Here is a 19,742-nt window from a genome sequence, read left to right as displayed (position 1 = left end):
CTCGAACTCCCCATTGGGGACTGGGAAAGTCGAGAGGGCCCGTCGCTCACCGGAAGCAGGAACCGATCGTCTCGTCTCTGGGGTTCGACGAGACTCCGATGCTGGGGACAACGGGGGCTGCCACCGGGAGCTGATTCAAGGCTACGCGCCGACATCGCCGGCGACACCCCCCGGCACCCACTTATCCGATGAGAATCTTCTCAGAGTCCCGCGGGCCGAGAAGAGAGCGCTCTAACGAAGCGTGAACTGCGCCGGCTCCACCGATTCGATGCCGCCGATCGACACGGTGAGGTTGTACCACCCGGGCAGTGCGCTCTGACGTTTCCCCTTGCAGGTGTCCACCGCGGACCGCGTCCGATCCCAGACGATCGGGGCGGCACTGGCGACCGCCTGGCCGCCCTCGAGCTGCACCACCTGATCGCTGGAGTCCTCCTGGCAGTCCGTCGACCGCCACCACGTGTCGCTTCCGCTCGTGATCTCGAACGTCTGCGCCGCCGTGCCGACATTGATCAGACACGGGAACTCGGTGTCGTTCACGAGCCGGATCGACAGCTGCGGCATCTCGCCCGTCCCGTACGCCCCCTTGTCGGCGACCGCCGTGACGGTGACATCGCCGGTCGTGCACGGCTCGATCTCCTCGTCACCGTCACCGCCCGACGCGGATCTGGTCGGCGTCGGCGACGGCGACGGCGCGACGGATGCCGCGGGCGACGGCGGACCGCTCGGCGTCGGAGCGGGAGGGGTGGTCCCGGTCGCCGACGGTGAGGCGCCCGGCTGCGGGACGCCCGCCGCATCCGTCCACATCCGCCACGGCTGCCAGATCACGAGCGCGACGATGCCGCCCACGATGAGCAGCGCGATGAGCACGACGGCCAGCCGCCGGCGGCGGTAGACGGCCGGCGTCGGCCGGCGGCGAGGGGTCGGGCTGCTCACGGAACCAGGCTAAGCGGCCGTGATCGTCGCGCCCGCCCGGCGCGCCTACAACAGCTTCAGCATGCGGGTGTTGCCCAGGGTGTTCGGCTTCACGTGCGCGAGGTCGAGGAACTCGGCGACCCCCTCGTCGGGGCTGCGCAGCAGCTGCGAGTACACGTCCGGGTCGACCACCTGCTCCCCGATCGTCTCGAAGCCGCGGCGGGCGAAGAACGGCACCTCGAACGTGAGGCAGAACAGGCGCGTCAGCCCCAGCATCCGCGCCTTCCGCTCCAGCGCGTCGACGACGGCGCCGCCGACGCCCCGGTGCAGCCAGTCGTCGGCGACGATCAGGGTGCGGATCTCGCCGAGGTCCTCCCACATGACGTGCAGCGCGCCGCAGCCGACGAGCCGGTCGCCCGCCGCTGCGACGACGAACTCCTGCACCGTCTCGTACAGCGTCACGCGCTCCTTGCCCAGCAGGATGCGCTTCTGCACCCACGGCTCGAGGAGGGACAGGATGCCGGGGATGTCGGTCGTACGCGCGGGGCGCACCTCGTAGTCGGTGTCCTCCGGCGCGTCGGTCATGCCTCCACTGTATTGCGCCGTCCCGGGCCGCCGGCCGGCGGTCCGGGACGTCACGGCGCACCGAGCACGCGGCGGCCGCCCCTACGCTGGACACAGCAGGAACCCGAACCCCCGAGGATCCCCGTGAGTGTGCTCCGGAACTACGCCACGGCAGTGTCGCAGCCGACACTGCCGTTCGCGTCGCCCGCTCCGGCCCGGTACGACGAGGTCGTCGACACCGACGGGACGCTCCGTCCCGCCTGGCGATCCCTGGCCTCGTTCGCCCTCGGCCTCACCCGCGAGGAGCTCTCGCGGGTCGACGGCGAGATCAGCCGTTTCCTCGCGGACGACGGCGTCTCGTACGCGCGCGCCGGCGCCGAGCTGCAGCCGTGGCGGCTGGACCCGATGCCCTTCGTCCTGGATGCGCCGGGATGGGCGCGGCTGGACGTCGGTCTCGCCCAGCGCGCCGAGCTGCTCAACGCCCTGCTCGCCGACCTGTACGGGCCGCAGACGGTCCTGCGCGAAGGACTCGTCCCCGCGGCCGTCGTCGTCGGCCACGCCGGATTCGTCCGCGCCGTCGCCCGGCCGCGACCGGACGACCGGCCGGCGGACCTGTCGCCGCTCCTGCTCACGGGCGCCGACCTCGGCCGCGACGCGGACGGCGAATGGCACGTGCTCGCCGACCGTGTGCAGGCGCCCTCGGGTCTCGGGTACGCCGCCGAGAACCGCCGCGTCATCTCGCAGGTGCTGCCCGATCTCCTCGACGAGGGAACCCTGCACCGCGTGGACCCGTACTTCGCGGCCCTCCGTGCGGCGCTCATCGCCTCGGCTCCGGAGGGCAACCCCGACCCGCGCATCGTCGTGATGTCGCCGGGCCCGCTGTCGGAGACCGCCTTCGACCAGGCCTTCCTCGCCACCGCACTGGGGTTCCCGCTCGTGCAGGGCAGCGACCTCGTCGTCCGGGGCGGCGACGTGTGGGTGAAGCCGGCCGGGTGGCCGGTCGCGGAGCCCCGCCAGCGCGTCGACGTGATCCTCCGCCGCGTGGATGCGGAGTGGTGCGATCCCCTCGAACTGCGCAGCGGGTCGCGCCTGGGCGTCGCGGGGCTCACCGAGGCGGTCCGCCGTGGTCGCGTGCGCCTGGTCAACGGGCTGGGTGCCGGCGTCCTCGAGAACCCGGCGCTCCTCCCCTACCTGCCCGCCGTCTGCGAGCGCCTCCTCGGCGAGCAGCTCCGGCTGCCGTCCGTCCCGACGTGGTGGCTCGGCGACCCCGCCGACCGGACGGCGGTGCTCGCCCGGCTCGATGACCCCGCTCTCGAGGTGCGGCTCATCGACGGGCCCCGGAACCGCCTCGACCTGCCGGCCGATGACCTCCGCGCGCGCATCGCGGCGGCGCCGCACCGGTACGCCGCGCAGGAGCGGCTCGCCCTGTCGCAGGTGCCGGTGTGGGACCGGGCCGACGCGGCATCCGCTCTTCCCGTCACGCTCCGCGCGTTCGCGATCCGCCTCGGCTCCACCTATCGCCCGCTCGTCGGCGGGCTCGCCACGGTCCGCGACGATGCCGGCGCGGCCACCGCCGCCGCGCCGCGGACGAAGGACGTCTGGGTGCTGAAGGCGATCGAGACGGACCCCGACCAGGGCCTCGGCGAGGCGGTCGCCGTCCCGACGCCGCGGACCAACCCCGCACTCGCGCCGCGCGCGCTGGCGGATCTCTTCTGGACCGGTCGCTACGCGGAGCGCACCGAGGACCTGCTGCGCCTGGTGCTGGCGACCCAGACGGCGCTCGATCAGCCGGGCGCGCACACGGCTGCCCGCGCCGGCGAGAATGTCCGGGTCCTGCTGGCGACCCTCGCCCGCCTCGCCGGGTCGCGCTCCGACGACCCCGAGGCGGAGTTCCGGTCCCTGCTGCTGGATGCCGGCCGCGTCGGCTCCGCCGCCCAGTCGATCTCGCGGCTGCGTGACGCGATGGAAGGCGTCCGCGACCAGCTCTCGGGCGACACCTGGCGCGTGTTCTCGAACATCGACCGGGCGGTGCGCGCCCTCCGCAGTGCTCCGCACCCGCACCGCAGCGCCGAGTCCGCGGGCCGCATGCTCGCGGCGATGCTGTCGCTCTACGGCGTCACGGCGAACATGATCCGCGATCCCGGCTGGCACATGATGGAGGCGGGCCGCTACCTCGAGCGGGCCCTGCAGCTGTCGACGCTGATCTCGTCCACCCTCGGCACCGGCCGCACCCCGCGCACCGACCGCGAGGTGCTCGAGTCGGTGCTGCTGACGACGGAGAGTGTCGTCACGCACCGCCGTCGGTACCGCGGATCCGCCCGCGCCGCCGACGTCGTCGAGCTGCTGCTGCTCGACTCCGGGAACCCCCGGTCGCTCGCGTTCTCGCTCGCGACCGTGCGCGAGCACCTCGCCGCGCTGCCCGCCTCCACCGGATCCTCGCGGGCGGAGCGCCTCGTCGATCACCTCGAGACCCAGCTCGGCGCCCTCGACCCGGTCGAGCTGACGGTCCTGGCCGCCGGCTCGCGCTCCGGCCTCGTCGACACGCTCGGCGACGTCACGACGCAGCTCGAGCAGCTGTCCGACGCCATCGGGCACCTGCACTTCGAAGCGGGCCCGCCGGCCGTGTCGATGTCGGATCTCGCCGGCTCCGAGCAGATGGACGCCCCCGCGTGACCCGGTACCGGGTGTGGCATCGCACCGCCTACAGCTACAGCGAGCCCGTGCAGGACAGCGTGGGGCAGTTCCACCTGATCCCGCGCGACTTGCCGTGGCAGCGGGTCACGACGTCGGCGGTCACGGTCGCCCCCGTCCCGGGCGACCTCTCGCCCGACATCGACTACTTCGGCAACGCGTCGACCTACTTCCACGTGACCGAGCCGCACGACGCCCTGTCGCTCGAGGCGACGAGCGAGGTGACCGTGACGACGCCGGAGTACGACGCCGACGCCCTCGGACAGCCGTGGGAGCGGGCGCGGCCGCTGCACCACCCCGACCTCGCGGGCGCCTGGCAGGCGACCGAGTACGCGCTCGAATCCGACCGTGCCCGCCACGCGCCCGAGGCGGCGGCGTACGGCGCCGTCTCCCTCGTGCCGGGTCGCCCGATCGGCGAGGCCGCCACCGATCTGATGCGCCGCATCTACGCCGACTTCGACTACGACAAGACCGCGACGACCGTGACCAGCACGGTGGTCGACGCGATGACCAAGCGCGCCGGCGTGTGCCAGGACTTCGCGCACGTCGCCCTCGCCTGTCTGCGGGCGCACGGCGTGGCGGCGCGCTACGTCTCCGGGTATCTGGCGACGCAGCCGCCTCCCGGCAGGGAGCGCGTCTTCGGCGCGGACGCGTCGCACGCGTGGATCGCGGTGTGGCTGCCGGGCACCGATCAGTGGCTCGCGATCGACCCGACGAACGACCAGTGGGCGAACGACCGCTACGTGACCGTCGCGTGGGGCCGGGACTACGGCGACGTCTCGCCGGTGAAGGGCATCATCTTCACCGACGCGAAGACCTCGACCCTCCGCGTGCAGGTCGACGTCGCCCCGCTCTGACCGGGCGCGATAGCGCGGGCCGGGTGACGGATGCACGATCGCCGGGGCCCGTGTCGACGACCGGCGGCGGCGACGCGACACCCGCACCACGCATGGTGCATCCGTCGCGCCGGCACCACGCCGCCCGGCGCGCCTCAGGCGAGGAAGCCGCGCAGCAGCGCCTCGGAGCCGGCGAGGTGCTCGAGGACGGCGGCCTCGGCGGCGTCGGGGCGTCCCGCGAGGATCGCCGCGACGATCCGGTCGTGCTGCGCATCGGAGTGCTCGATGTTGCGGGGCAGCAGCGGGAACGTGTCCAGCCAGGCGTTCACGCGGGCGCGGTTCTCGACCATCAGGGGAAGGAGCGGTCGGATGCCGCTCAGCTCGACGACGGTGAGGTGCAGCAGGGAGTCGAGCCGCCGATAGTCCGTCTCGCCGGCGGCCGCCGTGGCCCGATGCCGGGCCTCGAGGGTCGCCCGGTCGGCATCGCCGAGGTCGCGCGCCGCCGCCGCCCGCGCGGCCCCCGCCTCGAGCACCCGCCGCATCCCGAGCACGTCCTCGAGCTCGGCGGCGTCGACCGGCGTCGGCTCGGCAGGGCGCGGCAGCGGATCCGCGACGAACGTGCCGCCGTAGCGCCCGCGTCGCCGCACCACGAAGCCGGCGTCCGCCAGTTCGCCGATGGCCTGCCGCACGGTGTCGCGGCTGACCGCGTACCGCTCGGCGAGGTCGCGCTCCGACGGAAGGGACTCCCCCGGCGCGACGACGCCGAGCCGGACGGTCTGCACGAGCCGTGCCACGGTGTCCTCGAGCGCGTTGCCGCTGCGCACCGGCCGGTAGACGGTTCGTCGCAGGTCGTGCGCGGCGGCTTCGGTCATGCCGTCAGAGCGGGGTGACGTAGGCGTTGGTGATGCCGCCATCGACCACGAACGCGTTGGCGGTGATGAACGACGCGTCATCGGATGCCAGGAAGGCGACCGCCGCGGCGAGCTCCTCCGGCTCCGCGAAGCGGCCCATCGGCACATGCACGAGCCGCCGCTGAGCCCGCTCGGGGTCCTTCGCGAACAGCTCCTGCAGCAGCGGGGTGTTCACGGGTCCCGGGCAGAGCGCGTTCACGCGCACGCCCTGGCGCGCGAACTGCACGCCGAGCTCGCGGGTCATCGCCAGGACGCCGCCCTTCGAGGCGGTGTAGGAGATCTGGGAGGTCGCCGACCCCAGCAGGGCGACGAAGGACGCCGTGTTGATGATCGACCCCTTCCCCGCGGGCACCATGTGGCGCAGCGCCGCGCGCGAGCAGAGGTAGACGCTCTTCAGGTTCACGTCCTGCACGCGGTCCCACGCCGGCAGCTCGGTCGTCTCGATCGAGTCGTCGTCGGCGGGCGAGATGCCCGCGTTGTTGAACGCGATGTCGACCGAGCCCAGATCGGCCGCGACACCGTCGAAGAGCGCATCGACCGACGCCTGGTCGGCCACGTTCACCTCGCGGTACACCCCGCCGACCTCGGCGGCCGCCCGCTCGCCCGCTGCCGGGTCGAGGTCGGCGATGACGACGCGTGCGCCCTCGGCGGCGAAGCGGCGGGCGGTGGCGAGCCCGATGCCGCTCGCGCCGCCGGTGATGATGGCGACGCGGTCGCGAAGGCGCTGCGTGAGGTCGACGGTCATAGGGGTCCTCCGGGTGGGGTGGGGCGGAACGGGCGGATGCGACGGCGGGTCAGGACGTCGCGTAGAAGACGTTCTTGGTCTGGGTGAAGTGCTCGGCGGCATCCGGTCCGAGCTCGCGACCGAGCCCCGACCCCTTCATGCCGCCGAACGGGGTCGTGTACCGCACCGACGAGTGCGAGTTCACTGACAGCACGCCGCTGCGCACGCCGCGCGACACCCGGATGCCGCGACGCAGGCTCTCGGTCCAGATCGAGCCGGCGAGTCCGTAGATCGTGTCGTTGGCGAGGGCGACGGCATCCGCCTCGTCCTCGAACGGCAGCACTGTGACGACCGGGCCGAACACCTCCTCGCGCGCGATGCGGGCGGACCGATCCGCGAGCACGACGGTCGGCGGGAACCAGAATCCGTCACCGCCGGGTGTCGAACCGCGGAACGCGACCTCGGCCTCATCGACGTACGACGCGACCCGGTCGCGCTGGGCCGCGGAGATGAGCGGCCCCATCTCCGTCGCCTCGTCGGCGGGATCGCCGACCCGCCAGGCCGTCACCGCGGGCTCGAGCAGCTCGAGGAACCGGTCGTAGGCCGATCGCTGGACGAGCAGGCGGCTGCGGGCGCAGCAGTCCTGCCCGGCGTTGTCGAAGACCGACCCGGGCACGGCCGCGGCGGCCTTCTCGAGGTCCGCGTCCTCGAACACGATGTTCGCGCTCTTCCCGCCGAGCTCGAGCGTCACGGGCTTGAGCTCCCGGGCGCAGCCGGCGGCGACCTCCGTGCCCACGGCGGTCGACCCGGTGAAGACCACCTTGCGGACGTCGGGGTGCGACACGAAGCGCTGGCCGACGACGGAGCCGGCGCCGGTCACGACCGCGAACAGCCCCTCGGGCAGGCCCGCCTCGAGGGCGAGGTCGCCGAGGCGCATCGCGGTCAGCGGGGTGAGCTCGGCAGGCTTGATGACGACGGCGTTGCCGGCGGCGAGGGCCGGCGCGAACCCCCACGATGCGATGGTCATCGGGAAGTTCCACGGCACGATGATCCCGACGACGCCGTAGGGCTCGTGGTAGGTCACATCGAGACCGCCGGCGACCGGGATCTGCTGCCCGATCAGCCGTTCCGGCGCGCCGGCGTAGTAGTTCAGCACCTGCGCGACGTGGTTCGCCTCCCAGCGCGCCGATCCGATCGGATGCCCGGCCTCGAGGACCTCCAGCTGGGCGAGCTCCTCGACGTGGTCCGCCACGACGCGGGCGAACAGCCGCAGGGCGTCGGCGCGCTCCGCCGGAGCGAGCCCTGCCCACCCGCGCTGCGCCCGGACGGCGCGGGCGACCGCGGCATCCGTCTCGTCGATCGACGCGCCGGCCACCTCGCGGACGGCGGCCCCGGTCGCGGGGTTCAGGACGGTGTGCCGTTCCCCGGACGCCGCCGCGCTCATGCCGGGACTCCCCGGCGGCTGGCGGCGTAGGCGGCTGCGGCGGCGACGAGACCGAGGAAGAGACGTCGATCGCCGGCGTTCTCCTCCGGATGCCACTGCACGGCGACGAGGTAGTCGTCGCCGGCGAGCTCGAACGCCTGCACGAGGTCGTCGTCGGTCCGGGCGGTGACGACGAGACCGTCGCCGAGCCGGTCGACGCCCTGGTGGTGATAGCTGTGGACGCCGTAGGTGCCCGCGCCCACCAGGCCGGCGAGCTTCGTGTCGGGCTGGATCGCGACGGCGTTCTCGGCGAAGACCCCGCCGCCGATCTTGTACCGCTCGGTGCCGAGGTCGTCGGGAAGGTGCTGGAACAGGGTCCCGCCGTAGGCCACGTTGATGAGCTGCAGGCCGCGGCAGATCCCGAAGATGGGGATGCCGCGCTCGCGCGCCCCGGCGAGCAGCGCCATCTCCCAGGCGTCGCGATCGGCCCTCGGCGGATCGGTGAGAGGGTGCCGCTCCGCGCCGTACAGCTCGGGCTGGACGTCCAGCCCCCCGGTCAGGATGAGCCCGTCGAGCCCGTCGAGGACCGCGGCGGCCGCCGCCTCGGCCGACGGCTGCGGCGGCAGGAGGACCGCGACGCCGCCCGACGCGGTGACCGCGTCGAAGTACTGCTGCGGCAGGAAGCTGGCGCGCACGTCCCAGACGCCCTGCTTCGCCTGCTCGAGATAGGTGGTCAGCCCGATGACCGGCCGCCGCGCGGAGACGGCGGAGGTGTCAGAGTCGTTCGAAGCCACGGATGCGCTCCCAGTCGGTGACGGCGGCGTCGTAGGCCTCGACCTCGATGCGCGCCTGGTGCAGGTAGTGGGCCACGACATCGTCGCCGAACGCCGCGCGCGCGACCTCGGACTGCTCGAACAGGTCCGCAGCCTCGCGAAGGGTCGTCGGCAGATGCGCGACATCGGAATCGTACGCGTTGCCGGTGAGAGGTTCCGGCAGCTCCAGCTCGTTCTCGATGCCGTGCAGGCCGCCCGCGATGATCGCCGAGATCGCCAGGTACGGGTTCACGTCGCCGCCCGGGACGCGGTTCTCGACGCGCAGCGATGCACCGTGCCCCACGACACGGAGCGCGCAGGTGCGGTTGTCGACGCCCCACGCGACGCCGGTGGGCGCGAACGAGCCCTTCGCGAACCGCTTGTAGGAGTTGATCGTGGGCGCGTAGAGGAGGGCGAACTCGCGCAGCGTCGCGAGGATGCCGGCGATCCAGTGCCCCATGAGCGGGCTGAAGCCGTACGTCCCGTCCCCCGCCATGACCGGTTCGCCGTCGTCGCCGCGGATCGACAGGTGGATGTGGCAGCTGTTCCCCTCCCGCTCGTCGAACTTCGCCATGAAGGTCAGCGACTGCCCGTGCGCGTCGGCGATCTCCTTCGCGCCGTTCTTGTAGAGCGTGTGCTGATCGGCGGTCTCGAGCGCCTCCGCGAACCGGAACGCGATCTCCTGCTGCCCGTAGTTGCACTCGCCCTTGACGCCCTCGCAGTACAGCCCTGCGCCCTCCATGCCGCGGCGGATGTCGCGGAGCAGCGGCTCGAGCCGGGTCGTGGCGAGCAGGTTGTAGTCGACGTTGTAGTCGGTGGATGCCTGCAGCCCGGTGTAGCGCTTCGTCCAGGCATCCCGGAACGAGTCGTCGAAGACGAGGAACTCGAGCTCCGTTCCGGAGAAGGCCACCAGTCCGCGCTCGGCGAGGCGCGCGCGCTGCGCGCCGAGGATGGCGCGGGGCGACTGCGCGACGGCGCCGCCGCCGACATAGCCGAGCTCCGCCATCACCAGCGCCGTCGCGGGCTGCCAGGGGATGCGCCGCAGGGTCGCCATGTCGGGAGTCAGCACCATGTCGCCGTAGCCCTTGTCCCATCCCGACATCTCGTACCCGGGAACGGTGTTGAGGTCGACGTCGACGGACAGCAGGTAGTCGCAGACCTCGGCTCCGTGGGAGGCGACCTCGTCGAGCCAGAACCGGCCCGCGACGCGCTTGCCGACGAGGCGGCCCTGCGCGTCGGGGAAGGCGACGATGACCGTGTCGATCTCGTCGGCGATGATCGCGGCCTCGAGCTCGTCCGCCGTCAGATTTCCGGGCATCCGTCATCCTCTCCGCAGCCGCGAGGCGCCGCAGCCGAAACGTGTAACGAGAAACTTACACGCCAAAGGTAGACAGGGAATACCAATAACCTCCACACTTCTCACCAGGCGCGAGCCAGCGCGCCGACCCGACGGCGCCCCGGCGCCGACCCGCAGCCAGGAGGTCGCATGTCCGAGCCCCGCACCGCCGCCACCGCCACCAGCCCGCAGAAGGTCGCCGGCGTCAGCTACGCCCGCGCCGGGGACGGCTACTTCGAGAAACGCACCCTCAAACGATCAGCCGGCGTGTGGGGGCTCTGGGGTCTCGCGGTCGCCGCGGTGATCTCCGGGGACTTCTCCGGCTGGAACTTCGGCATCGGCTTCGCCGGGTTCGGCGGCATGCTCGTCGCGTTCGCGCTGCTCGTGCTCATGTACTACGGCCTGACCTTCTCCATCGGGGAGATGGCGGCGGCGATGCCGCACACCGGGGGCGCGTACTCCTTCGCGCGATCGGCGATGGGGCCGTGGGGAGGACTGGCGACCGGCCTCGCCGAGACCATCGAGTACGTCGCGACGACCGCCGTCGTCGTGTACTTCTCCGGCGCGTACGCCGACCAGGCGCTGTTCCTGCTGACCGGCATCAGTCTGCCCGGCTGGGTGTGGTGGATCATCCTCTACGCCCTGTTCATCGGGCTCAACGCCGCGGGAGCGGCGATCTCGTTCGGCTTCGCCATCGTGGTCTCGGTCATCTCGATCGGCATCATCATCGTGTTCGGCGTCATGGCGCTCGCCTCGGGCGCGTTCGACTGGAGCTCGCTGTGGGACAAGGCCCCGAACCCGGATGCGCTGGGGTCGTCGGTGTTCCTGCCCGAGGGATTCGGCGCGATCCTGTTCGCCCTGCCGTTCGCGATGTGGTTCTTCCTCGGCATCGAGGAGCTGCCGCTGGCTGCGGAGGAGTCGCGGGAGCCGGCGCGCGACATCCCGCGCGCGGGGCTGTGGGCCCGTGGAACCCTCATCGTCACGGGTCTGATCGTGCTGTTCCTGAACACCGGCGTGCTGGGAGCGGAGGCGACCGGCGCCTCGCTCGAGCCGCTGCTCGACGGGTTCAAGGCGTTCCTGCCGCCGCAGGCCGCCGCGATCCTCGCGCTGCTCGCGCTGATCGGCCTGCTCGCCTCCCTGATGGGCATCATGTTCGCCTACGGACGCAACATGTACTCGCTGTCGCGCGCCGGCTACTACCCCCGGTGGCTCTCCCTGACCGGCAAGGCGAAGACCCCCTGGGTCGCGCTCGCGGTCGGCGCGGTCATCGGCTTCCTCGCCCTCGTCGTCGTGCAGGCGGCGGGCGGCGACGCGAGCCCCGCCGGCGCCATCGTGCTGAACATCGCGGTGTGGGGCGCGGTGCTCGCGTACTTCCTGCAGATGGTGTCGTTCATCATCCTGCGCCGGAAGTTCCCGAACGCGGCGCGGCCGTACACCAGCCCGTGGGGGCTGTTCGGCGCGTACTCGGCCGCGATCATCGCCGCCATCGTGTTCCTCGGGCTCCTCTTCAACCCGACGTACCTGCTCGCGATCGTCGCGATCATCGTCGTCTACGCGGTCATCTTCGTCGGGTTCGCGGTCTACGGCCGACACCGGCTGGTGCTCTCCCCCGAGGAGGAGTACGCGCTGTCGGGCGGCACCCACGGCAACCCCCAGGCGGAGGGCTACGACGCGATGGAGCAGCAGGTCTTCGGCGAGGCCCCGCCGCGCAGCTGACCGGGACCGTGCCCGGTCGCGGTCAGCCCGCCGACGCAGACGAAAGGGGTCGGATGCCTCGTGGCATCCGACCCCTTCTCGTTGTGCTCGCTTACGACCCGGCGACGATGTCCGGCGTGGCGGAGATCTCGCCGGCGGCGCCGACGCCGATCGCGACGCGGTCCTCGCGCTGGCTCATCTCGAAGGTGAACGTCGCACCCTCGGTGCCGACCTTCACGTGGTCCCCGGCGTTGAGCTCACCGCGCAGGATCCGCTCGCTGAGCTGGTCCTCGACCTCGCGCTGCATGGCGCGGCGCAGCGGCCGGGCACCCAGCGTCGGGTCGAAGCCGATCTCGATGAGGCGGTCCTTGGCGGCATCCGTCAGCTCGACCGTCATGTCGCGGTCCAGCAGACGCTCGCTGAGGCGCTTCGTGAACAGGCCGACGATCTGACGCAGCTCGTCCTTGTTGAGCTGCGGGAAGACGATGATGTCATCCACGCGGTTCAGGAACTCGGGCTTGAAGTGACGCTTCAGCTCCTCGTCGACCTTGCCCTTCATGCGGTCGTAGGTCGTCTGGGTGTTGCCCTCGACCTGGAAGCCCACGGGGCCACCGGCGATCGCCGACGAACCGAGGTTCGTCGTCATGATGATCACGGTGTTCTTGAAGTCGACCACGCGGCCCTGACCGTCGGTCAGACGACCCTCTTCGAGGATCTGCAGCAGCGAGTTGAAGATGTCCGGGTGCGCCTTCTCGATCTCGTCGAACAGGACGACGGAGAACGGCTTGCGGCGGACCTTCTCGGTGAGCTGGCCGCCCTCTTCGAAGCCGACGAACCCGGGAGGGGCACCGAACAGCCGCGAGACGGTGTGCTTCTCGCCGAACTCGCTCATGTCGAGCGAGATCAGCGCACCCTCGTCGTCGAAGAGGAACTCTGCGAGCGCCTTGGCGAGCTCCGTCTTGCCGACGCCCGTGGGGCCGGCGAAGATGAACGAGCCCGAGGGGCGGTTCGGGTCCTTGAGGCCGGCGCGCTGACGTCGGATCGTCCGGGACAGGGCCGCGATGGCCTCCTCCTGGCCGATGACGCGCTGGTGCAGCGCCTTCTCCATGAAGACGAGACGGCTGGTCTCCTCCTCGGTGAGCTTGAACACCGGGATGCCGGTCGCCTGGGCGAGGACCTCGGCGATCAGGCCTTCGTCGACGACCGCGTGGGATGCCACGTCGCCCGAACGCCACTGCTTCTCGAGACGCAGGCGCTCGGCGAGCAGCGACTTCTCCTCGTCGCGCAGCGACGCGGCCTTCTCGAAGTCCTGCTCCTCGCTGGCGGCTTCCTTGTCCTCGCGGACCTTGGCGATCTTGTCGTCGAACTCGCGCAGCTCGGGCGGGCTCGACAGGATCGACAGGCGGAGGCGTGCGCCGGCCTCGTCGATCAGGTCGATGGCCTTGTCGGGCAGGAAGCGGTCCGAGACGTAGCGGTCCGAGAGGTTCGCCGCGGCGACGATCGCGCCGTCCGTGATCTGCACCTTGTGGTGCGCCTCGTAGCGGTCGCGCAGCCCCTTCAGGATGTTGATCGCGTGGGGCAGGCTCGGCTCGGCGACCTGGATCGGCTGGAACCGGCGCTCGAGGGCGGCATCCTTCTCGAAATGCTTGCGGTACTCGTCGAGCGTCGTCGCGCCGATCGTCTGCAGCTCACCGCGGGCGAGGAGCGGCTTGAGGATCGAGGCGGCGTCGATCGCGCCTTCGGCGGCACCGGCACCCACGAGCGTGTGGATCTCGTCGATGAAGACGATGATGTCGCCGCGGGTGCGGATCTCCTTCGTGACCTTCTTCAGCCGCTCTTCGAAGTCACCGCGGTAGCGGGACCCGGCGATGAGCGAGCCGAGGTCGAGCGAGTAGACCTGCTTGTCCTTCAGCGTCTCGGGGACCTCGTTCTTGACGATGGCCTGGGCGAGACCCTCGACGACCGCCGTCTTGCCGACACCGGGCTCGCCGATGAGGACGGGGTTGTTCTTCGAGCGGCGCGACAGGATCTGCATCACGCGCTCGATCTCCTTCTCGCGCCCGATGACGGGGTCGAGCTTGTTGTCGCGCGCGGCCTGAGTGAGGTTGCGGCCGAACTGGTCGAGGACGGCCGAGCCGCCCTGCGCCGAGGCCTGAGCCTGCTCGCCGGCACCGGCGGCGACACCGGCGGGCTCCTTGCCCTGGTAGCCGCTGAGCAGCTGGATGACCTGCTGGCGGACCTTGTTCAGGTCGGCGCCGAGCTTGACGAGCACCTGAGCCGCCACGCCCTCGCCCTCGCGGATGAGGCCGAGGAGGATGTGCTCCGTGCCGATGTAGTTGTGGCCGAGCTGCAGCGCTTCGCGCAGCGACAGCTCGAGGACCTTCTTCGCGCGCGGCGTGAACGGGATGTGTCCCGTCGGCTGCTGCTGTCCCTGGCCGATGATGTCCTGGACCTGTTCGCGGACGGCATCGAGCGAGATGCCGAGGCTCTCGAGGGCCTTGGCGGCGACGCCCTCGCCCTCGTGGATCAGGCCGAGGAGGATGTGCTCCGTGCCGATGTAGTTGTGGTTCAGCATCTTCGCCTCTTCTTGGGCGAGCACCACCACACGACGTGCACGGTCTGTGAATCTCTCGAACATCGTCCCCTCCTCCTGCCGACGCACTGGCGGCGTCTTACGTAAGAGGCTAACGACCGACGGATGCCGGTATGCCCGTGTTCGCCGTGGGCATACCGGCCGGCGGCGGGCGGCGCAGCATCCGTCCGAATCGGTCCTTGACGACGACCGACGATGCGTCATATCGTTTTTCGATAACAACGATTCTCGATATGGAGGAAGCCATGATGACGCAGCCGAAGACGGATGCCGCCCGCTCGCGGACGCTGAGCCGAGGCGACCGCACCGCGCTCCTGGTCCTGATGGCGGCAGGCACGATCCTGGCAGGGGCCACGGTGGTCGCGGCCGTGATCCGCTGCGTCGACGTGCTGTCGGGCGGCGCGGCCGAGGTGCTCGCGGAGTTCTCCGGCACGCCGGCGACCGCCCCCATCGGCGTCGACGGCGCGGCGGTGCAGGTGTCGGTCGATTCCGCGGTCCTCCACGTCGACGAGCTCCCCGTCTTCTCCGTCGTGGCGCTGGTGCTCCAGCAGGCCGTGCTCGTGATCGCGGTGGTGACGGTCGTGGCGTGCCTGCTCCTGCTCGCGCGCAGCGTGCTGCGGGACCGGGTGTTCAGCCGGCGGAACACGGTGCTCGTGACGGTCGCCGGCGTCACGACGCTGCTCGCCACCGCCGCTCACCCCTTCTTCGGCAACATGGCGGCCAACGGCGCGTTCGCCGCCATCTCGGATGGGACGTTCGACAACGTCGTGATGACGATCGAGCCCGCGACGCTGCTGTTCACGGCATTCGTCGCCGCCCTCGGCTCGACCGTCTTCACCGTCGGCGAGCGCCTGCAGCGCGACACCGACGGGCTGGTGTGACGTGTTCGCCTCGTGGATCCTCGTCGCCGGTGTCGCCGTCGTCCTGCTGACCGCGGCCGTGGTCGCGGCGTTCGCCCTCGGGACGGGCCGCGCCCGCCGGTCCGGCGATCCGTCGCCCGTGGTGCGGGTGACGTCGATCGTCGCGGCGGTCTGGGCGGGGCTGTCGGTGATCGGCGCCGTGATCGCGCTGCTGCTCGGCCTGCTGTCACCCTCGGTCGCGATCACCATGCCGGTGCAGGAGTTCTGGCCCGAGATGCCGGCGGGCGTCGAGTGGGACGGCGGCGACGCGGCGCGGGTCGGCGGTGGCTTCACCTCCGTCTCGCTCCTCGTGGACGGGCTGAGCGCCGGCGTGCGCGTGATGTGGTCGATCAGTCAGGCGATCGGCTGGCTCGTGCCGGGGGCGATCGCCGGCCTCCTCGCCCTCGCGTGCTTCCAGCTGCTGGCCGGGCGGGCGTTCGCGCCGGTCGTCGCCCGCATGGCGATGGTCACCGGTGTCGTGGTCGCCCTCGGCGGCGTCACCGCCGAGGTGCTGGGCGGCATCGCGGGGAGCATGGCCTCGCACGAGGTCTTCGCCTCCGCCGGCGGTTCGTGGCAGGACATCCCGGGCATCGACGACCCCTTCCGGGCGTGGCTGCCGCAGCCGACGCTGCTGATCGAGTTCCCGTTCTGGCCGATCGCTGCGGGGCTCGGGTTCGCCGCGGTCGCCGCGATCTTCCGCTACGGCTCGCGACTGCAGAAGGATGCGGAGTGGCTCGTATGAGTCCCGCCGACGATGACGAGATCACCGGCATCCATTGCCGACTCGACGAACTCCTCGCGGAGCGCGGGATGACCCTCACGCGCCTGTCCGAGCTCGTCGGCGTCTCGGTCGTGAACCTCTCGGTGCTGAAGAACGACCGCGCCCGGGCCATCCGCTATTCGACGCTCTCCGCGATCTGCCGCGCACTCGGATGCGAGGTCGGCGACCTGCTGGTGCGAGCCGACTGACCGGGCGCGCTGCTCGGGGGACGCACGACGTCGTCAGTCCGAGCCGCCGCGACCGATGGCGTCCCCGGAACCACCCCGGCCTCCGCTCCGGGGACGCAACGTGTCGTCGGCCCGAGCGTCTGCGACCGATCGCGTCCCCGGAACCACCCCGACCTCCGCTCCGGGGACGCAAGACGTCGTCAGTCCGAGCCGCCGCGACCGATCGCGTCCCCGGAATGACCCCGGCCCCCGCTCCGGGGACGCAACGTGTCGTCGGTTCAAGCCGCACCGACCGATCGCGTCCCCGGAACCACCCCGGCGGCGGCTCCGGGGACGCTACGTGTCGGATGCCACAGCAGCGACGACTGTGGGGTCCTGTGGACCGGCATCCGCCGCGCGTGGTTCACCGCTCGGCGAGGGCACGGCGGACACGGGCGACCACCGCGGCAGGATCGGTGAACAGGTGATCCTTCGTGACGCGGATGACGATCCAGCCGGCGGCCGCGAGTCTCTCGTAGCGCTCGATGTCCCGACTCCACTGCCGGGGGTCCGTCGCGTGATGACCGCCCTCGTACTCCACGGCGACGCGTTCCGCCGGATAGGCCAGATCCACGCACGCGATCCGCTCCCCGGCGACGACGACCGCCCAGTTGAGCTCGGGTTCCGGCAGCCCCGCGTCGATGAGGGTCAGACGACACCACGACTCGGGCCGGGACGCGGAGCGCGTCCTCACCAGAGGCAGCGCCTCACGCAGGCGTGCGACGCCGATCCGCCTGCCGGCGGCGACCACCGCCTCCAGGTGCTCTGTGGTCGCCCGTGCGGGCGGGTCACCCGTGAACATCGGGACGCGGACGAGGGCGTCATCCGCCGCGACGAGGTCTCGCGGATCATCGAGCACGACACCGAGAGTCGCCCACGTCGACGCCGGGCTCAGGACACGCACGCCGCTGTCCGGGTGGACGCGCAGCGTCACTGTCGACGCCGCAAGGCGCCGCCCCGTGACACCGCGGCCGCGCGGGGTCCGGGCGGGGGCGAGCACGCCGACCTCGGGCCGCACCGCGCGCCGGACGACTCCGTCGGGCAGGGGCACACCCCAGATGAGCGCCGCCGTGGTGTGAGTGAAGAACTGGTCGTGCGGCATGATCGCCGCGTACGCCAGCGCACGCGCGAGGTGGGCGTCGACCGGGTCCCGCTCCGCTGGACCCCCAGTCACCGGGCCGCGCATCCGGACCCCTCGGAAGGGGCGCTCGAGGTCGCGCGATCGAAGCCGCCCGGGACTCATCCCCATCTCCCGCGCTGCAGCGACGGTGAAGACGGGCCCCAGCGAATCGGGTATCGGCGTCGAACGCATGCCCCATGGTCGGCTCGACATGGTGCGATCCGGGAATGCGAGGCGGATGCTGTGGCCCGCGGCATCCGCCCGACATCTGTGGAGAGCGCTCCGGCCGCCCCTTGCGAGCCGCGCTCGAGGGACCGGAAACGCCGTGCCCGCTCGCGCCCAGCGGCACGTCGGGTCCCTGGAACGGCAGCGGATCGTCCTCGAGGGACGCGGGATGTCGCTCCACCCCGCCGCACTGGACACGTCGGGTCCCTCAAAGGCCCAAACGCCCCCGCGGCCTACTGCAGCGCGGAGGTCAACCGGGCGAGGTTGTCGAGGACCATGGACCGCAGCGGGCGGCGCTGCCACTCCTCGTCGGTGAGCACGCGCGACATCCGGCGGTACTGGTCCTCGACCCCGCGCAGCTGGTCGACGAACTCGCCGCCGCGGACGAGCATCGTCACCTCGAGGTTGAGGCCGAACGAGCGCATGTCCATGTTGCTCGAGCCGACGACCGCGACCTCGTCGTCGATGGACATCGACTTCGAGTGCAGGATGTACGGCCGCTTGTACATCCAGATCGTGACGCCCATCGCGAGGAGCTCTTCGTAGTAGCTGCGCTGCGCGTGGTACACCAGCGCCTGGTCCCCGACCTCGGAGACGAAGAGCTCGACCGCGACGCCGCGGTGGCACGCGGTCTGGAGCGCCAGCAGCAGCCCCTCGTCGGGCACGAAGTAGGGACTGACCATCACGATCCGTCGCTTCGCCGCGAAGATCAGGCTCATGAACAGCTGCAGGTTGTTCTCGTACTCGAACCCCGGGCCGCTCGGCACGATCTGGCAGTCGAGGTCGCCCGACCCGGCCACCTCGACGATCTCGTCACCGGAGCGCAGCACCTCTCCGGTCTCGCCGTACCAGTCGCTCAGGAAGACGGCGTCGACGGATGCCACGACCGGGCCGTCCACGCGCACCATGAGGTCAACCCACTGCAGCCCGCGCTTGATGTTTCGCTTCAGGTTGTAGCTGCGGTCGGTGACGTTCTGCGATCCGAGGAAGGCGACGTGGCCGTCGATCACGACCAGCTTGCGGTGGTTGCGCAGGTCGGGCCGCTGGTAGCGGCCCTTGAAGGGCTGCACCGGGAGCATCAGGTGCCACTTCACTCCCGCCTTCTCGAGCCGCGCGACGGTCGCGCGGTAGCGCGGCTTCCAGCGGTTCGCCCAGTGGTCGAGCAGCACGCGCACGGTCACGCCGCGGGCCACGGCCCGCTCGAGGGCGGCGAAGAAGCCGTCGGTCGCGGCATCCGACTGCAGGATGTAGAACTCGACGTGGACGTACTGCTCGGCCCGGTCGATCTCCGCGGCCATCGTGTCGAGGCTCTCCTGGTACTCGGAGATGATCCGCGCGCCGTTGTCACCCGCGATGGGCAGCGCGCCCAGGTTGCGGTTGAGGTCCACGAGCTGACGCAGCCACAGCGGCGCGTCGGGCCGGAGCGTCCCGAAGGTGAGGCTCTCGCTCGACTCGCGCAGATAGTCGTTGATGGCCTCCTGCTCCTTGCGGCGCTTCCGCGGCAGGCGGGGGTTGCCGATGAGCAGGAACAGCAGGATGCCGAGGGGCGGGATGAAGTAGATGGCGAGCAGCCACGCCATCGCCGCCGTGGGTCGACGGTCGCGCGGAACGATGATCACCGCCATGACCCGGACCGAGAGATCGAAGACGATCACCAGGACCAGCCACCACGTCCACGTCCAGTCGAGACTGATGCTGATCACACGACCCCCAGGCTGTTCGCGCTCAGCCTATCGGTCGGTGCTCAGACGGCGGATTCGTCGCGCGGGGCGAGGCCGCGCTTCTTGCGCTCCTCGGCTTCGACCTTCGCGTACACCCGGCGTTCGGTGCGGTCCATGCGGAGGATGCTCCGGAGGACGAAGACGAGCAGGCCCACGACGACGACGGTCGGCAGCAGCGCCGCGATCACCGCGATCCAGTAGTCGTCCATGACCTCCATCGTAATCCCCGCGACCCGACGCCGTCCCCACGGACGGCGCGCCGCGCTCTCCACAGGGCCGCGCACGTCGGCGCT

17 protein-coding genes are annotated in these 19,742 nt (G+C 71.3%); 6 read left to right on the top strand and 11 right to left on the bottom strand.

Annotation, left to right across the window (positions count from 1 at the left end; translation table 11 throughout):
* Positions 1–231: 231 nt before the first annotated feature.
* Positions 232–933 (bottom strand): hypothetical protein, encoded by a 702-nt coding sequence (locus tag AB3M83_RS02705; protein ID WP_412944869.1) that lies wholly within the window; start codon positions 931–933, stop codon positions 232–234.
* Positions 934–978: 45 nt separating this feature from the next.
* A complete protein-coding gene (locus AB3M83_RS02700; protein ID WP_412944868.1) occupies positions 979–1,497 on the bottom strand; it encodes an amino-acid N-acetyltransferase in 519 nt (172 codons plus the stop codon).
* A gap of 123 nt (positions 1,498–1,620) precedes the next feature.
* On the opposite strand from AB3M83_RS02700, the gene AB3M83_RS02695 reads away from it, so the two are divergent.
* Both AB3M83_RS02695 and AB3M83_RS02690 read left to right on the top strand, forming a co-directional pair.
* On the top strand, positions 1,621–4,149 hold the full coding sequence (locus tag AB3M83_RS02695; protein WP_412944867.1) for a circularly permuted type 2 ATP-grasp protein: 2,529 nt from the start codon (positions 1,621–1,623) through the stop codon (positions 4,147–4,149).
* Positions 4,146–5,024, top strand: coding sequence for a transglutaminase family protein (locus tag AB3M83_RS02690; RefSeq protein WP_412944866.1), 879 nt, complete (start codon positions 4,146–4,148; stop codon positions 5,022–5,024). Before AB3M83_RS02695 ends, AB3M83_RS02690 begins: the two co-directional genes overlap by 4 nt.
* 134 nt (positions 5,025–5,158) lie before the next feature.
* Here AB3M83_RS02690 and AB3M83_RS02685 read toward each other — a convergent pair whose 3' ends face one another.
* From AB3M83_RS02685 to AB3M83_RS02665, 5 genes are read right to left on the bottom strand one after another with little or no spacing between them, the layout of a single operon-like run.
* Positions 5,159–5,875 carry a FadR/GntR family transcriptional regulator gene (locus tag AB3M83_RS02685; protein ID WP_412944865.1) on the bottom strand — a complete coding sequence of 239 codons (717 nt, stop codon included), beginning with the start codon at positions 5,873–5,875 and terminating at the stop codon, positions 5,159–5,161.
* Positions 5,876–5,879: 4 nt separating this feature from the next.
* Positions 5,880–6,659, bottom strand: coding sequence for a 3-oxoacyl-ACP reductase (locus tag AB3M83_RS02680; protein WP_412944864.1), 780 nt, complete (start codon positions 6,657–6,659; stop codon positions 5,880–5,882).
* A gap of 49 nt (positions 6,660–6,708) precedes the next feature.
* Entirely contained in the window at positions 6,709–8,082 is a 1,374-nt protein-coding gene (locus AB3M83_RS02675; RefSeq protein WP_412944863.1) for an aldehyde dehydrogenase family protein, read from the bottom strand.
* On the bottom strand, positions 8,079–8,855 hold the full coding sequence (locus tag AB3M83_RS02670) for a gamma-glutamyl-gamma-aminobutyrate hydrolase family protein (RefSeq protein ID WP_412944862.1): 777 nt from the start codon (positions 8,853–8,855) through the stop codon (positions 8,079–8,081). Before AB3M83_RS02670 ends, AB3M83_RS02675 begins: the two co-directional genes overlap by 4 nt.
* Positions 8,836–10,191 (bottom strand): glutamine synthetase family protein, encoded by a 1,356-nt coding sequence (locus tag AB3M83_RS02665; RefSeq protein WP_412944861.1) that lies wholly within the window; start codon positions 10,189–10,191, stop codon positions 8,836–8,838. The genes AB3M83_RS02670 and AB3M83_RS02665 overlap by 20 nt, the downstream gene beginning before the upstream one ends.
* A 168-nt stretch (positions 10,192–10,359) precedes the next feature.
* Here AB3M83_RS02665 and AB3M83_RS02660 point away from each other — a divergent pair, with 168 nt between their 5' ends.
* Positions 10,360–11,925 (top strand): amino acid permease, encoded by a 1,566-nt coding sequence (locus tag AB3M83_RS02660; RefSeq protein WP_412944860.1) that lies wholly within the window; start codon positions 10,360–10,362, stop codon positions 11,923–11,925.
* A 91-nt stretch (positions 11,926–12,016) separates the two neighbouring features.
* On the opposite strand, the gene AB3M83_RS02655 is transcribed toward AB3M83_RS02660, so the two are convergent.
* Positions 12,017–14,542 (bottom strand): ATP-dependent Clp protease ATP-binding subunit, encoded by a 2,526-nt coding sequence (locus AB3M83_RS02655; RefSeq protein WP_412944859.1) that lies wholly within the window; start codon positions 14,540–14,542, stop codon positions 12,017–12,019.
* A gap of 203 nt (positions 14,543–14,745) precedes the next feature.
* Between AB3M83_RS02655 and AB3M83_RS02650 the strand changes: the two genes are divergently transcribed.
* The 3 genes from AB3M83_RS02650 to AB3M83_RS02640 are packed head-to-tail and all read left to right on the top strand — an operon-like array spanning position 14,746 to position 16,365.
* Entirely contained in the window at positions 14,746–15,378 is a 633-nt protein-coding gene (locus AB3M83_RS02650; protein WP_412944858.1) for a hypothetical protein, read from the top strand.
* 1 nt (position 15,379) lies between these two features.
* On the top strand, positions 15,380–16,138 hold the full coding sequence (locus AB3M83_RS02645) for a hypothetical protein (RefSeq protein ID WP_412944856.1): 759 nt from the start codon (positions 15,380–15,382) through the stop codon (positions 16,136–16,138).
* Positions 16,135–16,365, top strand: a complete 231-nt coding sequence (locus AB3M83_RS02640) for a helix-turn-helix domain-containing protein (protein WP_412945961.1) — start codon at positions 16,135–16,137, stop codon at positions 16,363–16,365. Before AB3M83_RS02645 ends, AB3M83_RS02640 begins: the two co-directional genes overlap by 4 nt.
* Positions 16,366–16,747: 382 nt before the next feature.
* Here the strand turns inward: AB3M83_RS02640 and AB3M83_RS02635 are convergent, their stop codons facing one another.
* The 3 genes from AB3M83_RS02635 to AB3M83_RS02625 all read right to left on the bottom strand — a co-directional run bounded on the left by AB3M83_RS02635 (position 16,748) and on the right by AB3M83_RS02625 (position 19,658).
* Positions 16,748–17,557 carry an endonuclease domain-containing protein gene (locus AB3M83_RS02635; protein ID WP_412944855.1) on the bottom strand — a complete coding sequence of 270 codons (810 nt, stop codon included), beginning with the start codon at positions 17,555–17,557 and terminating at the stop codon, positions 16,748–16,750.
* 404 nt (positions 17,558–17,961) lie between these two features.
* A complete protein-coding gene (cls, locus tag AB3M83_RS02630) occupies positions 17,962–19,431 on the bottom strand; it encodes a cardiolipin synthase (RefSeq protein WP_412944854.1) in 1,470 nt (489 codons plus the stop codon).
* 41 nt (positions 19,432–19,472) lie between these two features.
* Complete coding sequence (locus AB3M83_RS02625; RefSeq protein ID WP_412944853.1) at positions 19,473–19,658, bottom strand: hypothetical protein; 186 nt, start codon at positions 19,656–19,658, stop codon at positions 19,473–19,475.
* Positions 19,659–19,742 lie beyond the last annotated feature (84 nt).

The sequence above is a fragment of the Microbacterium pasadenense genome, from assembly GCF_047246565.1.
Classification (GTDB): Bacteria; Actinomycetota; Actinomycetes; order Actinomycetales; family Microbacteriaceae; genus Microbacterium.
Note: the sequence above shows the minus strand (reverse complement) of the source record. Positions and strands in the feature narration are given on the sequence as shown.